Source organism: Paenibacillus andongensis, assembly GCF_025369935.1.
Taxonomy (GTDB): domain Bacteria; phylum Bacillota; class Bacilli; order Paenibacillales; family NBRC-103111; genus Paenibacillus_E; species Paenibacillus_E andongensis.
Genome location: NZ_CP104467.1, coordinates 1,076,838 through 1,092,283 on the forward strand (window position 1 = coordinate 1,076,838; position 15,446 = coordinate 1,092,283).

The window sequence follows — 15,446 nt, forward strand, 5'->3', positions numbered from 1 at the left end:
TGCGAAGAACGCAAATTTCGGATGAATGTCCGGGGTTTGCGTTCTTTTTTCGCTTTAGCGAGAAAAAGGGGGTGAGGTTTTGAATCGCAGGAGGAGCCTGCTTATTAGTTTGGTTGCTGCGGTTATGGCGGGGTTGCTTGTGTATGGGGTGTATGTCATGCAAGTGAATCAGGTTGAGCTGCAGCAGACTGTTCAGGTGGCGGTTCCGAAGGATTTTATTCGGGCCGGTGTCTTGATTCGTGAGGATATGGTGGAATTTAGAACTGTTCAGAAGGGCAGTTACACAGAAGGCATGATGACGAAGCTGACGGAAGTCGTTGGGCAGGAGACCTTGATACCGCTGGGTAAGCAGGAGCCTATTTTGAAATGGAAGGTGAATCGTTACCATTTGCTTCCCAATGAGCAGCAGGCTACTTTTCAAATTCCTAAGGAATATTTGCTGTCGGTTTCAAATGGTATTCGGGCCGGGGATCGGGTGCGCATTTATGTGTCTGGCGCTGATGGCAGCTCGCGCAGGCTTTTTGATGAGAAGGAAATTACGGTTGCTTCCGTGAAGTCCTCGGCGAATGTGGAGGTGGATAATCCGAAGAGTTCTAATCTGCTATCCAAGGTGGAGGGCGATAAGGAAAAGATGTATGCTTCCCGATTGGAAGCGAACGGGGCTATCGACCAGATTAACCTTAATTTAGCAGAGAGTGAGTGGCTTCAGATTGATCAATTATGCAGCTCGAAGAAAGCGAAGTTGGTCATCGCGTTCAGTTCCTCTTCAATTTTGGCAGGGGAATGAAGGGGGGGGTAAAGTGAAGTAAGGTGGAATGCCGGGGAAATGGTATCAGGTTGGCAGAAGAATGAAAGGCGTATGAGATCGGCGAAATATGGAAGGAGGTATGAAATTTGCATATAGGACTGCTGTCATCGGATCAACGATTAATTGATGAGATAACGAATGTGGTATATACGAAGCCATTGAACTGGATGATCTGTTCGGATCCGGATGATTTACGTCGTAAATTAACGGAGATGCCTTACTCGCATACGATCATTTCGGATCGGGAGATGGATTTTGGGGATTTTGAAGAGTTCCTTTCGGAGTTACAGCAGCAGTATGTAGGTTTACAAATTATTGTTCTGCTCTCGAACTATCACGACGCTTCCATTAATGAAAAATATTTAAAGATGTGCAAGCTGATGAAGCTTGATTATGTTCAGCCAGGGCGCAGTACCGCTGTTATTGCTGACGATATTCGGGCTTGGGTTGATGGTTCTGGGGTAGATCACGCGAATCAACAATCGTCAGGAAAGTTAATTACTTTCATCGGCTCAACGCCGAATATAGGTACGACGTTAGCTTCATTTGGTGTAGCACACGCGCTAGCCCAAGAGACATCTATGAAAATCGGATATCTGTGTCTCAATTTAAAAAGCTCCAAACTTCATCGATATTTAGGTCGAGATGAGCATGTTTTTACGCTGGATGGTCTGAGAGCGGAGCTGAAGGCGCAAAGTCTCACACCGGAAAGGCTACAGCAGGTATGCGATAAGCCGAAAGAGGCACATGGGCTGCATATTCTCTATGGAAATATGCTTCGTGAGCAGGCGGAATTTTTTACGCCATCGGAGATTATTCATTTGTTGCGTGTGGCTAGGGGTACTTTTGATGTATGTATCATCGAAGTGAGCGCTTATTGGGACAATGCGGCAACGGTTTGTGGACTGCTGGAAGCAGATAGCAAAATTGTCGTTACGACAGCGGATATTGCCCATTTTCAAGAGGACTTTTCGAGGTGGATCAGGCAGGTTGGCGCTGTTTTTGGTCTTCAGCCGGATGGCTTTGAGTTAATGGCCGTTCAAACGGATCGACATGCCAAGCATAGCGAGTTCACGATTAAAGATATTCGCAAGGAAACACAGCTGCATCTGATTGGTCAAGTATCCCGGCATGCTGATGCGCTTTCACGTTGTAATCAAGGCAAACTGTTGGACATGTTCGTGCCGACCCACGCCATGCATGAGGAGGTTAAGGGGGTTTCTCGAAAATTCATTGATTACTATAAGCTGACAAGGAAGGTGAGTTTACGACAGGTAACATGGCTTCAGAAAATCATAACTGGCAGACGAGCTGCTACTTAAATCAAGCAGGGAAGAGGTGAAGGGATTGAGTGAGGAAAGGTTTTCAATCATTACATACATGCATGAACGCAAGAGTGAGAGCGCAGCGAGTGATTTGGCTTCAGGAGCTGAGCTGATAAAGAGAAGAAGATCCGATTATGGCTCGGTGAGACCTGGTTTTGGGGCAGTGCAGGGTGTGAGATCACTGGGCTCTTTGGGGGAAGATGACGATGGCGAGGGAAGTCCAAAGTCAAATGTAGGTATTGGGGCTGTCGGTGCAGAAAAACCTGAACAGCAGATGCAAGGGGATGCTCTTTTTAACCAATGGGTACAGGATATTCGAAGTGAACTCGTTACGATGAAGGGCAGGACGGAGGCCGAAAAGCAGTCGTATAACGAGACCTTGAATCGTGCGATTCTTGGTTATGAGGAGGATCGAGGTAAGCTTCTTGCGATTATCCATGATCTGGTTTCAAAAAGAAGGCTATCGGATGTACCTCCGAGGACGAGTGGTTACACGACTTTGCCTGAAGCTATTTTTGCAGAGATTATTGGGCTTAACGTTCTTGAACTAGTACTCAAACATAAGGAAGGACTTGAAGAAATTCAGGTCGTGGGGAGACAGATTTTTGAAGTGCGTGGCGGGATGGCCATGCCGTCTGCTTATACGCTGCCTTCTGTGCGTGAACTAGAGAGGATTCAGCAGAATTTAGTTCTTTTTAATAATGACACTTTGAATCCCAGGAAGCGATGGGCAGAGGTCGTTCTTCGGGACGGATCCCGCGTTACGATGACTGGTTTCGGGTTCACGGCTGAACCGACCTTAACGATTCGTTTTTACACGATTAAACGGTTTGATTTGGCGTCACTTGCCACTGCAGAACTAGCCACGATGGATAAAAGGATGGAGAAGCTGATTCTGTGCCTGATCCGATCTTATTTTAATATGGTGGTTATAGGCCCGACAAACTCGGGAAAGACGAATTTAATCAAAGCGATAATTGCCGAAATGGACGATAATGAACGAATTATTACGATCGAATCGAGATTCGAGTTGAATTTAAAGCGCGATTTTCCGCATAAAAATATCGTTGAATACGAAATTGACGAGGAAGATCATCGGCATTCCGGGCAGCAAGCTTTTAAACTAGCATTGAGGCAATCGCCAAAACGCATTTGTCATGCTGAAATTCGGGATGATGATGCCAACCTTTATGTGAGAGCTTGTACACGAGGTCACGAGGGCAGTATTACTTCGGTTCATGTGAGTGAATTAGAGGATGTGCCTGATGCGATTACAGATATGTGTATGCTCGATGGCAGGGGGATGAATCCACTTCGTCTAACGAAACGGATTACAGAGTTTGTGACACAAATCGGAATAGAGATGGCTGTCGTTGATGGAAAAAGAAAGATTGTGCGAATCGTCGAATATCGTTATGAAAATGAGGAGGTTTGCGTCACGGATCTCGCAGTTTATGACAAGTCGACAGAGGAATGGACATTTCCCGGGAAATTGTCGCATCATGCATCGCGGAAAATAGCTAAGAACGACAAAGAGGGGTTTGCTTTGTTGACGGAACTTGGTTTTATTGAGAAAGAAGGCGAGTCTTAGCCATGATTTTCGCCAAATATGTCTTTCTCTTGTTGTTATTCGTTCTAGTTTTTGTACTTATTCAATCGCTTTTACACGTAATTATCCGACAACGTAAAGCCAGATATAGGCTGCATTATGTCAAAACCTCCACGTTCATCGCTAGATTCAGCGAATATTTGGGAAATAAGAGCTCTTTATTTAAGCATATAAAGGAAATGATGGAATCCGTCGAATCCAAAATGAGCATGAGAGGTATTATGACAGTCAGTTTCGTATTGTTTTTGGTAGGATTGTTGGCGGGGACGTTGTTTTTTCAGACGTTAAAAGGGGTCGTTATTGTCACTTCGATCTGTGTTTCACTTCCTTATATGCTGCTTCGGTTGAAGCTGGTCAGTGTTAGATTGCAAACCCGTCTGGAGTTCCTTCCCGCCGTTGAAGTGTTCTATCAGTACTATATGGTCGATCCAAATAAAAATATGAAAATGGCTCTTAAATATTGTTTAGAAGAAAATCGCATTCTTTATCCGATCAAGCCCGTATTCGAGCAATTATATCGTAACCTCATGACGCAAAGGGATACGGAGGAGAGCTTGCGCATTTTCTCACTCACTTTGGGACATACTTGGGCCGATTATTTCGTCGGTGTCATGCGTGTTGCGTTGACGGAAGGGAGCTTTGTCGGAGAAAGCTTAAAAGAGTTGATTGTCGATATGCGGAAAGCGCAGCGTTTCGATCAGTTGGAAAGAAATCGACTCTTGGAGATACGTATTGCTAATTTTACGCCGATATTATTTCTTGCTTTATTCTTATTTATTAATTTCAAGGTAAACACAGAGAACGCTTATTTGTATTATATGGTTGACCCTGGCGGGCGAAACATGATTCTGGATGCGCTTCTGCTCATTTTTGTCTCGTTTTTAATGGGCATGTACTTATCTATGCGAAGAATGTGAGGGATTTGCTTCCGTGATTATTGAAAGCACACAACTGGCAATGCTGCAGATGGTCTCTAATTTGCTGCTCTTTCTACTTTTCATGACCGTTTTTTATCAATTTTTCATGCAAATGCCTGCACGTAAGAAGAGATGGAGATCACTTCATGTCAAAAGAGCACTGCAAGAAACAAAACTTCCTACATGGATGTTTTCCTGCTTAGGTATGAGTGCAAAAATCGTGGAGGAAAAGCGTCAACTGCTGTTGGGGTGCGGGATTTGGATGAACGCTAACCTTTATGAAGGTGTGAGACGGATTGGAATGGGTGGCGCACTTATGCTCGGTGCTGTTGGGTACTTGGCTCTAAAGCATCCGATGCTAACTTTGAATATCCAGCCGGTTTATGTCATGGCGGGGACGGCTAGTCTACTCATTTTTCTGTTTTTTGACAAAAAGGTGCTGGCTCAATTAAGGGTAAAACGAGCCCATCGAATCGTCCGAGAGATTTACGTGATTAGTCACCATCTTCTCTATTACAACGATTCTGGGCTGAATTTACATGCCAAGCTATCTCTATGTGTTTCCCAAACGCGTTTCATCCGGTCGCACTTTCAATTGATGTTGAATGAATGGTATCAAGGCTCAGAAGAGGCGATTAGCCATTTTAAAATCAGACTAGGGACAGACGAAGCGCACAGCTTTGGGGAAACGCTGAATGCTTTGAGGCTGAATGAACATGGCAGCTATTACGAGTTATTAAAGCAAAGAATTCAGGACTACAAAGAAAAAATGGAACTCGTTCGAGATAGTAAAAAAGAAACCGTGTCTTATCTTTTATTTGTATTAGCAGGACTGCCGATTTTGAACACATTTCGGGTATTCATGTACCCGTGGATTGCGGAAGGCCAACGACTATTTAATGCGATTAACTAATGGAAGAGGGACGTTATGAGAAATATTTTGATCACAGTTATGATGCTAATTGTTGTGGCATTGCTTTTTACATCGATTATTAATGATGGGTCGACAGGAATAAGACGGAATATTTCGACGCACGGAACGCAGGCAAATACGGATATTACAGCATTAAGGCCGTAAGGATGGAAGAATTACAGTGAGATCGATTCTCGTTACGGTGATGTTGATTATGGTGGTGATTGTCATATATAACGGTGTGGTTGGTGGCAGCACAGGGACTCGGAAGCAAGTAAGCAACAGCGGGGCAAGGATCAATGGGACGATTGAACGGATTAATCCATGAAGCAGATATTGGTGTTTATCTTATTTGCGACTATGGTTTGTTGGTTTATGTTTGCGCCGGTGTATAAGCATGTCATTATTGTTCGGCAGGCTGTTTTGCAAAAAGAAGTCGATTATTTGCTTGAAATCGGTGCTAATGGCAGGCACGGGTATATTAATAACACGATGATTCAGGAATCAAAGGATCGGATGGCAGAAAGAGGCTTCATTCCGGGAGATCTCGTTTATACGGTAAACACGACAACAGGGGTTGGGGGAATGGATCCAGGAATGCCCGTTTGGCGAGGAACAGGATTGAGTTTGAAGATGACGTACCCGTATCATCGACTTTTTGTCATTGATCAGCTTGTCGGAATTACGTTTCCTTCCGGATCGGATCGGATGGGGGCAACAGGCATGAAGATGAGCGAGTATGTGCCTTAAGGGCCAGAGGTGATGTCTTGTATAAACTGCTTTTGATCGTCTTGATGAGTGTCGTTTTTATGTCGCTGTATGGACTGCAAACGGATGAAGAATTAGCGATGCATACGCTTTTTCACGGAAAGCATGCATTGAATAACTCGGTGCATGCGGCGGCTCAGCAAAGTGATCAAGTAAAGCTGGCAAGCGGTATTCACAGTATTGATGAGACGAAGGCTAGAGAAGTAGCCATGCAATATTTGCAAGCGAATTTAAGATTGAATACGTCGAATGATCCGCTCCCGAATACGTTTTTGCGCAGTAGGGTTGTGGTGGACTTGTTTAAGATTATTAATGATAATGAGGTATTTCCTTATACGTATGTGAATGCGGGAAATGGCTACACCGTAACGCTGGATCGGCCTGGTGTGATTATGTTTATTCGCTTGGAGTTTCCGCGGACTTATATGGTTTTGCAGCCGATTACTTGGACGATTAAGTCTTCAGCGGAGATGGTATTTTGACTACATATGTAAGTATAATGAGAGGGTGAGGTGTGAATTCAGGGTTACGAGGAGAGATACATATGACTATTTTTCAGCAACGACAGCAGGCGCTGCAGCGTGAGATGACCCGGCGAGGTTGGTCGGGCTTCTTGGTCACGAACAACGTCGATATATATTACTACTGCGGATCGATGCAGACGGGGTATTTGTTTATTCCGGCGGAGGGAGACGCGCTTTACCTCGTACGCCGAAGTTTGGTCCGAGCGGAGGAGGAAGCGTCAGCGGACGTGGAAGCGCTGGGGTCTTTGAAGACGCTGGGTGAGCGTCTTCGCGCGCGCTGCGCGGGTGCGGGTGGATCCGCGGCTTCGCCGCTGCGGATGGGGACTGAGCTGGACGTGTTACCCGTCCAGCTGTATTTGCGGCTGCAGGCCGCGCTGCCCGGCGCTGTCTGGGAGGACGGCTCGCTGCTCGTGCGCGAGCAGCGGATGATCAAATCGCCGGACGAAGTCACGGCGATCAGGGCGGCTGCGCGCGTCGTCGACGCAGCGCTGGAAGCGGTCATCCCCCACATTCGTGAGGGGATGGCGGAGTTGGAGCTGATGGCGCTCATCGAGCATCAGCTCCGGCTGCGCGGGCACCAAGGGCTGATGCGCATGCGCGCGTACAATTCCGAGTTGATAACCGGAATGGTAGCGGCAGGCGCGGCGGCAGCGGTGCCCACTTATTTTGACGGGCCGGCCGGGGGCACGGGGCTTCACCCGTCCAGCCCGCAAAGCTCAGGCCGCGCGCTGATAGGGCGCGGCGAACCGATTCTCGTCGATATCGGCTGCTCGATCGACGGCTATCTGATCGATCAGACGCGTACGCTCGTGATCGGCGATCTAGACCCTGAGCTGCAGAGTGCCTACGACGTGGCGGAGCAGGTGCTCCGCGTCACGGAAGCCAGGCTTCAGCCTGGCGTTATCGCCGAGCATCTGTATTTGCTCGCGCTGGATCAAGTGCAAGAAGCGGGGCTAAGCGCCCACTTCATGGGGTACGGCGCCGACCAAGTGAAGTTCCTTGGTCATGGCATCGGGCTCGAAATCGACGAACTGCCCGTTCTCGCCAAAGGCTTCAAATACCCGCTGGCGCCTGGCATGGTCATCGCGATCGAACCCAAATTCACCTTCCCCGGTCGCGGGGTGGTTGGTATTGAGGATACGTATTTGATTACGGATACGGGGTACGAAAAGCTGACGATTTCCCGTGATGGAATACTTCGGATATAAGGAACGCCATATATTTTACATAGAATTACAGGTTCAGCGGTAATGTGCTAAGGATGATTGTGGCGTATGCAGGCGGATGGTGTCTACTCAAAGCTTGGTACATTTTACAGCCTGAAAGGGAACGAGGATTCGCTATTTTATGAATATGCGCTAAAAATGGCGTTGGGCGGAACGAGGAGGCGCTATGTGTTAGGAAATGATATCAATCATGCCTGAAACAGCAAAATAGCGCATCTACGTTCCTCCAAAATGGGTTTTGGCTTGATTTTAACTAAATTAACGCCTCTACGTTCCGTTGGAGGACTCATATATTATTGAAAAACCCTAGCCAGTGGCTAGGGTTTTTCATCTTTATTAGATGAACATTTAGATTTTCTCAATTACCTTATCAATCAATCCATACGTTCTCGCATCTTCAGCGGTTAGGAAGTAATCACGGTCTGTGTCTAATTCAATCTTCTCGATCGGCTGCTTCGTTGTATCAGCAAGTATACGATTGAGTGTTCGCCGTGTTTTGAGAATGTGCTGGGCACGGATGTGAATATCGCTGGCTTGGCCTTGGGCGCCTCCCCATGGTTGGTGAATCATGACCTCAGCATTAGGGAGAGCAAACCTTTTGCCAGGAGCACCTGCTGTTAAGAGAATGGCACCCATGGAAGCGGCCATACCTACGCAAATGGTGGAAACGTCAGGCTTAATGAAATGCATCGTATCATAAATCGCGAGTCCTGCAGAAGTGGAACCACCGGGTGAATTGATGTAGAGAGAAATATCTTTCTCCGGATCTTCAGCGGAAAGGAACAGCAGCTGGGCAACAATCGCATTGGCTACTTGATCATTAACCTCCGTACCCAGGAAGATAATTCTGTCTTTCAACAGTCGGGAATAAATATCGTAAGAGCGCTCGCCGCGCGAAGATTGTTCGACAACCATAGGTATGAAACTCATTGGAATCATCCTTTCATGTTTAAGTACTATATTTAAGAAGCTTTGCTTTGGATGGTATGACTGTGGACAGTGCGTTTTTGACCAAAACCAGAGGATACCATGATTAAACGGATCGGTTCCTCGCCATGGGTGGTTTGCAATTCACGAACAGTGAACGTAGCTTCCGATTCATTGGTCGAGGTGCTTTGACGACGATAAGAGTCGATCGAAATCACGTTGCTTCCTGAGGGTTCTGAAGTACGTTGGGCGGTTTGCTCCCAAGCAATAACAGGTGTTGCAGGTACAGCGTCATTCTGCGGTTTACTTGTTTGGTGTTCATGGCTCATAGCGGTTGCCTCCTCATTCTTTCGGTTTGGGATACACGGCTAACAAGACTTGATAGGCATCATTTTCGTCTTTGCAGCCCGAATATCGATCGACCAATTGCTGCACCATGGCAGCGTACTCCTCAACGAATGTTTGCCTTTGCTGTGCATCAGACAGATAGACCTGCAGCTGAAGCGTTGCACTTGGAATCTCTTCGCCTACATCGGATTGTTCCATAAGCAGCATGGCATCTCTTCGAATCCGCTCGGATGTGGTCACAAGGTGAGCCAAAGAACTCTGGTCCTTCAATCTCTGCAAGGTTTCGGGTTTCATACTTAGCGATTCGGCCAGCACAAATGTCTTGGCTATCGCTCTGTACAAGACTTCGACCAGATTGCGCACCTGGCGTGTGCCTACGCGCTCAACTAATCCAGCTTTCTCCAAAGCTTTGAGGTGATAGTTAATACGTTGAGCCGTTTCCCCGAGTGTTCGAGCTACTTCAGCAGCAGAGCCTGGTTCCAGCAGCTGAGCAATGATCTCCCCGCGAATAGGGTTCAGCAAGACGGTAGCTTGCTCTGGAGACTCGATGTAATAGCTGTCTTGAATATCTTTTAGCATGGAGTGGATAGCCTCCAGTACAAAGTGTGTGTTACGTAAAAATATTTTATTACGTGGATGATGAAATGTCAATGGGCGGTGGGGGGACCAACTGTTGGATGACAAATTGGTTTTGAAATTGACAATAAAGTTTTGAAATGACAAATATAGTTTTGAAATAGAGGTTTAGCTAGTTTGTTGGATGAGAAATTGCTTTTGAAGTAGACAATAATACTTTTGAAGTGACAATTAAAGTCTTGAAGTAACAAATTAAGTTTTGAAGTAAAGTAGGCGTTCACTCAATCTATTGGGTGAACGCTTATTACATTTTTTTCTATGATTCCCGTTAGCGTCGCATCCCTGCTTAGGGTGCGTGGATTGAAATATCTAACATCACCTTAACATCCTGCCATGTTTCTTTGGGTTGGATTAGGATGTGCTATTCGACTTTCAATTGATTAATTCTTTTTGACAGGTCCTACAGTTTGCGAGTTTGTTAGACATGTTTGATTTCTCCTTTTCAATGGACTGGCTCTTATAGAAACACACATAAGACAAACTGGAATTGACATATAAATTGCTGGAAAGAAGCTCTGAGAGGGAGGGAAGGTAAATGATGTTTCAACCACACCCAGATAATACCGCAATTGTGATTACAGACCCACAAAATGACTTTATGTGTCCTGGGGGGAGAGGCTATCATCTGACAAAAGCAAATATTGAACGAAACAATACGATACAAAACCTTGAACTATTAATGAGAACTGCCATGAATAAAGGATACCAACTATTTATATCACCCCATTATTTATACCCTCATGATTATAGCTGGCAATTTACAGGAAATGAACAAAAAATGTTATTAGGTCTTAGAATGTATCAAGTGGCAAATGCGTACACACCACCGTCATTTGGAGCTGATTTTGTTCATTCTTTAAAACCTTATATTTTTGATAGGAGAACCGTCGTTTCAACTCCACACAAGGTTGCTAGCCCACAAACAAATGACTTGGTTTACCAGTTACGACAACATAGAAAAGAGAAGATAATTATCGCAGGAGTGCTTTCCAACATTTGTGTAGAGTCCCATATGAGGCATTTAATCGAAACTGGTTTTGAAACAGCTGTTGTATACGATGCCACGGCAACAATAAGTGAAGAAGATTTTCAAGCAGCCGTTACGAATTACAAAGCATTTGCCAGTGCTAGTTGGACAACAATGGAAGCTATTTCATACTTATAAATCCTTTGAGCGCGACGAGAGGGTTTAAAACGTGCGAATGAAAGTTTGCTAGCAACTCGTTATGTAGATCTCCTAATACACGAAGAAGGTCTAAATCACGTTCTCTATAAAGAGTTGAGGTATGGTTTGTGGCTATCAGTACAATGAAATAGGATTATTCCAGACAAATGTAGGTAGATTTGTGTCGTTAGACAAATGTCGGATGATAAGAACATGGTTACATTAAAAGTCGCATTTGATGCGGCTTTTTCATTTTATGTCCTCAAGTTCTTGTCAAAATTAAATGACAAGAACTTTGGGACATTCCCGACGAATGCTCTGTAATCTTGAGCACTGTTTGTTGAGCTAACGGGCAGTAGAGCGTGGTGGCAATACGATACTCTTATTAACAAAACTGTAGGAAAAAGTAGTGGAACAAAGGTTTTTTTCATTTATAGTACGTTTCCACTCAGTCTTTCTAAACATAAATTAAAATTTGAGGGTGGTAAGATTTCTTATAAGTTGAGCAATTTTAAATGGTTATACGTATTCTTCTGCATATGCTTTTTACTTTAGAAGTAATACTGCCGTGTCTCAGGTAGTTGATGAAAAATCTTCTGTCTAAGCAAAAAATCCGCCGCACATCAACGACGGTTTTGCTCGAATAACAACACTAATTAACTGCTGGATCAATATTAACGGAAGCAGGGAATAAGAATGTAACCGTAGCATCCGGTGAAAAAGTAGCCGTAAGGACACCATAGTTCTTTACTAATACTGCAACTGTCGATGATATCGAAGGTCCTGCTCCACTAGTAAGAGTTGTATCGATTAACCGCATCACATTAGGTGGATCTAGGCTATTAATGGTAATCGCCGATGTGTTGGGTCCTGTAGATCGATATAGACCTTTGAACGTATAATCCGCTGAGTTTGCATTAGGAAGGTTGTTAATGTTAATGACTTCCGTATCCGACTCCACCTCATCCGAATATAATTTGATCCTCCCTGTACTAGAGGTATTTAGCGCGTTGTTTGATGTGCGAATGAAGTCAATATCAGCGATAAAACTTGCATCATTAGCAAGTAGAATACCAGTTCCCGTATTAAGTCCGGTCCCGTTTTCGAGTTGTCCTCCCTTTACCCTTAAGGTACCTGCAGTTACAACTATGGCTGCTGTACCGGCAAGGGTTACGCCGCCAGGAGTAAAAATACTATCGAAGTAAATGTCTGAGGTGGCCGTAGAATTATATTGAATACATACACCACCGACTCTAAAATCTTTGATATGTGCTTCGAGATTCGCCGAATCCTGAACAGAAATGCCTGTATAATCCGTGCCACCCTGAAGAAGGTTACCAACGATTCGAGTGATGACGTTCCCGCTTAGCAAAATGATATTTTGATCTAAACTAGGCTGGAAGACAGAGATCTCGTCAAAAGTAAGTGCTACATTGCCTGAAATCGCTTCTAAAGCACGTGTGCCCAATTGAATTTTATCAATGTTGCCATAGAAATTGCCTCCGGAGACCATAATTCCTATAGAAGAAGGCGTAAAAGTGTTGAACATGAGTCCTCCTTCTATGTCAAGATTGCCATTCACTAGTCTTATCATCTGCGCTGGAAAGAAGGCATCCATTCGATTGAATCTAATGTTTGCAGTACCTGCTTCTTGAAGTATTAAGCTGGATCCTGTAAATATAGGATCTGTGTTTATATTGCTGGAGAGTTCATCTACATAACAACGGAGGTTTGGATTGCCACCGCCAGAAGAGAGATGGATACAATTCCCAAAAGCTGATATCACATTAACATTCGCATCGACTTGACCATCCGTGATTAGCAAGGCTGTATTTAAACCGTTACCACGATCGAATGTGCTGATACGTTCTCCAATCATGTTTAAATTTCCGCCGGTCCCAACTGTAATAAGCCCATTTGCCGATCCAGATATTTCCTGGAAATTCAGGAATAGAACACTGTTGTTTTCAACACGTACGGATGGAATGGTTAACCCGTTTGTGGTCATCTGCATCGCAGTCACCTTGTGACTACCTCCGGCTACGTTGATATTTCCTGCCTCGCTAGAAATGAGATCCACCTGTAATCTCATTTGCCCATTTTGAAGATCGATGGCCGGGTTCACCGTCTGGAAGGAATTCATTGTTTTGACATTGATAACTGCCTCACCGTTCTGCATAAGAATACATCGATCTTGACTAAATATTCTATCGAAATCACCCGTGAATTGCGTATTCCCATTAATATCGAGTGCCGGAGCTGCTGAATTAATTACGACCAATATATAAGAAAATAAACTAATATTACCGGCTTGGATCGAGACCCCTTGGGAATTGCCTACCAGAGCAATGGAGTAACAAATAAAGGTTCCTGTAAATGTCGGAGTGACATCTATAATTAAACCAGAGTTGGACTGTATGTTGCGTGTTCGCATTGTGATAGCTGTTGTCTGGGTTGCAGCACTGTTGGACACAACAATAGCCCTGCCTCCACTATTAATCATGGTTACTTCAAGGCCAATACTAATCGTTTCTGTCCCCGTAAAAAGGATGAGGTCATCTGTACCGGTGATATCATTCGATATTTCAAAAGCTTTCAAAAACAGCACACCACTAGCAATCACAACCGCAGAGCCTCCGATGAAGTTGTTCGTGATACTCTCCCTAACATTAATGGTATAATTCCCGCCACCTAGGAGACTGATCGTGTTACCAACCGTATCACTCATTGATTCACATTCAAAGTGGACCGTGCTGGCTCCTGTACTCTGAAGAATGGAACTACCTGCAGCTGTTGCTCCATTAGTCAGAAACTGTCCCTCACCAAGCACATCAAAAGCGATCACTGCCCCCAGATCATCAAAAAGGTTTCCGACTGCTATCACTATGGCTCCCTTTTCAAATACCCAGCCGATTCCGTCTTTAGCCAAGTTCGTCTCCATATATACTCCGGGACGTACAATAATTGTCGTGCCCGAAGGGACACTAGCCACAGCTGCAGCGGCCGTCTGCCAAGGTTTTGTCTCGTCGTCAAGCATGGCGGTTGCATTGTTACCATACACAGGATCGACAAATGCCGTCTGATTCACAAGTAACTGAGTAGGACCCGTAGGGCCGATTACACCTTGAGGTCCGGTTGGGCCTTGAATGCCCTGAGGACCATCTAGACCTGGAGGACCGGTAACACCTTGTGGCCCGGCTGGGCCTTGAATGCCTTGAGGTCCATCTAGACCTGGAGGACCGATAACACCTTGTGGCCCGGTTGGACCTTGTATTCCTTGAGGTCCAATTATACCAGGGGATCCTGCTAAACCTCGCGGCCCGACTGGCCCTGCCGGTCCAGTTACACCTTGCTGACCTTGAGGTCCCGCAATTCCTCTACGTCCCTTCCGACCGCGGGGTCCAGGAACACAGTGTACTTTTCTCAAAAACTGACGGATTGTTCTACGAATGAAGGGCTTTAATTCTTCCTCACACGTTTTGCAATTAGATGGGCTAGTGGCTATTTTCTTTTTTACAGAAATATACTTTTTCTTTTTTAATGAAGAAGATTCAGTGTTCATCTTTTTAATCTCTTCCAAAACGTACACTCCTCCTCCAATGCGGATGTGTATATCCTATGATGGCGAGGAGATTTGCGGAAAGGCTTATACCTATTGATCTGTTGCCATAATAATTTGTAATTGAGTTCCATCATGAGGGAGAAGTACCAATCGACTTCGAAAAATAAGCACATCATTGGGACGGGCAGTTTACGCTAATGAAGGAATTGAATAAGGTCATCCCGAATAATGAATTATCCCTTGAGGAAGTAGGTTTGTTTGTGAGAAGTGAACATTTATTAAAGCTCCTGCATGAGATGGAATTGAATACTGACCGTCCATTTGATGGGTGTATCGAAGCAGAAATAAAGTTACTGGAGCAAGAAATGGGAATCAAGTTACCCGAGTCTTATCGCCAATACTTACTTGCTGTTGGCCATTATTCAGGAAAATTATTCCAAGGTACAGATACGAATTTCTCATAACTAAAGGAACTTCAGGATGAAGCAAAAGAATTATTACGAGAAAATAATAACCCGGTAGTGTTGCCTGATAGCAATTTTGTATTCTCAATGCATCAGGGTTATGAAATTAGATTTTTTAAATTAAATGAAGGGGATAATCCTCCGGTCATGGAATGGTACGAGGGGAGTACAAAGGGGATAATTAAGCTATTAAGCTCTATGATTCATTTGAAGAGTTTCTTTCTGATTCAATTTATCAGCATACAACCATAAGA

General features: G+C 44.7%; 16 protein-coding genes. 12 read left to right on the top strand and 4 right to left on the bottom strand.

What is annotated here, in order from left to right; genetic code table 11:
* Window positions 1–79: 79 nt before the first annotated feature.
* The 10 genes from NYR53_RS04990 (at window position 80) to NYR53_RS05035 (ending at window position 8,072) form a co-directional block, all read left to right on the top strand.
* The gene (locus NYR53_RS04990; RefSeq protein ID WP_261304173.1) at window positions 80–787 is read left to right on the top strand and encodes a CpaB family protein; all 708 of its coding nucleotides are present in this window, start codon (window positions 80–82) and stop codon (window positions 785–787) included.
* Window positions 788–894: 107 nt separating this feature from the next.
* The gene (locus NYR53_RS04995) at window positions 895–2,130 is read left to right on the top strand and encodes a CpaE/TadZ family protein (RefSeq protein WP_261304174.1); all 1,236 of its coding nucleotides are present in this window, start codon (window positions 895–897) and stop codon (window positions 2,128–2,130) included.
* 58 nt (window positions 2,131–2,188) lie between these two features.
* Window positions 2,189–3,724: an ATPase, T2SS/T4P/T4SS family gene (locus tag NYR53_RS05000; RefSeq protein ID WP_261304175.1), complete on the top strand. Its 1,536-nt coding sequence runs from the start codon at window positions 2,189–2,191 to the stop codon at window positions 3,722–3,724.
* Window positions 3,725–3,951: 227 nt separating this feature from the next.
* Window positions 3,952–4,659 (top strand): hypothetical protein, encoded by a 708-nt coding sequence (locus NYR53_RS05005; RefSeq protein WP_261304176.1) that lies wholly within the window; start codon window positions 3,952–3,954, stop codon window positions 4,657–4,659.
* Window positions 4,660–4,672: 13 nt separating this feature from the next.
* On the top strand, window positions 4,673–5,572 hold the full coding sequence (locus NYR53_RS05010) for a hypothetical protein (RefSeq protein ID WP_261304177.1): 900 nt from the start codon (window positions 4,673–4,675) through the stop codon (window positions 5,570–5,572).
* Between the two features lie 15 nt (window positions 5,573–5,587).
* The gene (locus NYR53_RS05015; protein WP_261304178.1) at window positions 5,588–5,737 is read left to right on the top strand and encodes a hypothetical protein; all 150 of its coding nucleotides are present in this window, start codon (window positions 5,588–5,590) and stop codon (window positions 5,735–5,737) included.
* Between the two features lie 16 nt (window positions 5,738–5,753).
* Window positions 5,754–5,900 carry a hypothetical protein gene (locus NYR53_RS05020; RefSeq protein ID WP_261304179.1) on the top strand — a complete coding sequence of 49 codons (147 nt, stop codon included), beginning with the start codon at window positions 5,754–5,756 and terminating at the stop codon, window positions 5,898–5,900.
* Complete coding sequence (locus NYR53_RS05025; RefSeq protein WP_261304180.1) at window positions 5,897–6,322, top strand: hypothetical protein; 426 nt, start codon at window positions 5,897–5,899, stop codon at window positions 6,320–6,322. Before NYR53_RS05020 ends, NYR53_RS05025 begins: the two co-directional genes overlap by 4 nt.
* Window positions 6,323–6,339: 17 nt before the next feature.
* Window positions 6,340–6,822 carry a hypothetical protein gene (locus NYR53_RS05030; RefSeq protein ID WP_261304181.1) on the top strand — a complete coding sequence of 161 codons (483 nt, stop codon included), beginning with the start codon at window positions 6,340–6,342 and terminating at the stop codon, window positions 6,820–6,822.
* Between the two features lie 62 nt (window positions 6,823–6,884).
* On the top strand, window positions 6,885–8,072 hold the full coding sequence (locus NYR53_RS05035; RefSeq protein WP_261304182.1) for a M24 family metallopeptidase: 1,188 nt from the start codon (window positions 6,885–6,887) through the stop codon (window positions 8,070–8,072).
* 366 nt (window positions 8,073–8,438) lie between these two features.
* Here the strand turns inward: NYR53_RS05035 and clpP are convergent, their stop codons facing one another.
* From clpP to NYR53_RS05050, 3 genes are read right to left on the bottom strand one after another with little or no spacing between them, the layout of a single operon-like run.
* Window positions 8,439–9,020 (bottom strand): ATP-dependent Clp endopeptidase proteolytic subunit ClpP, encoded by a 582-nt coding sequence (gene clpP / locus NYR53_RS05040; RefSeq protein ID WP_290428987.1) that lies wholly within the window; start codon window positions 9,018–9,020, stop codon window positions 8,439–8,441.
* Window positions 9,021–9,052: 32 nt separating this feature from the next.
* Window positions 9,053–9,346 carry a hypothetical protein gene (locus NYR53_RS05045; protein WP_261304184.1) on the bottom strand — a complete coding sequence of 98 codons (294 nt, stop codon included), beginning with the start codon at window positions 9,344–9,346 and terminating at the stop codon, window positions 9,053–9,055.
* 13 nt (window positions 9,347–9,359) lie between these two features.
* Window positions 9,360–9,944 (bottom strand): ArsR/SmtB family transcription factor, encoded by a 585-nt coding sequence (locus tag NYR53_RS05050; protein ID WP_261304185.1) that lies wholly within the window; start codon window positions 9,942–9,944, stop codon window positions 9,360–9,362.
* A gap of 592 nt (window positions 9,945–10,536) precedes the next feature.
* On the opposite strand from NYR53_RS05050, the gene NYR53_RS05055 reads away from it, so the two are divergent.
* Window positions 10,537–11,166 (top strand): cysteine hydrolase family protein, encoded by a 630-nt coding sequence (locus NYR53_RS05055; protein ID WP_261304186.1) that lies wholly within the window; start codon window positions 10,537–10,539, stop codon window positions 11,164–11,166.
* A gap of 652 nt (window positions 11,167–11,818) precedes the next feature.
* Here NYR53_RS05055 and NYR53_RS05060 read toward each other — a convergent pair.
* Window positions 11,819–14,746 (bottom strand): collagen-like domain-containing protein, encoded by a 2,928-nt coding sequence (locus NYR53_RS05060; protein WP_261304187.1) that lies wholly within the window; start codon window positions 14,744–14,746, stop codon window positions 11,819–11,821.
* Between the two features lie 179 nt (window positions 14,747–14,925).
* Between NYR53_RS05060 and NYR53_RS05065 the strand changes: the two genes are divergently transcribed.
* Window positions 14,926–15,192 (top strand): SMI1/KNR4 family protein, encoded by a 267-nt coding sequence (locus NYR53_RS05065; RefSeq protein ID WP_261304188.1) that lies wholly within the window; start codon window positions 14,926–14,928, stop codon window positions 15,190–15,192.
* Window positions 15,193–15,446: the final 254 nt, after the last annotated feature.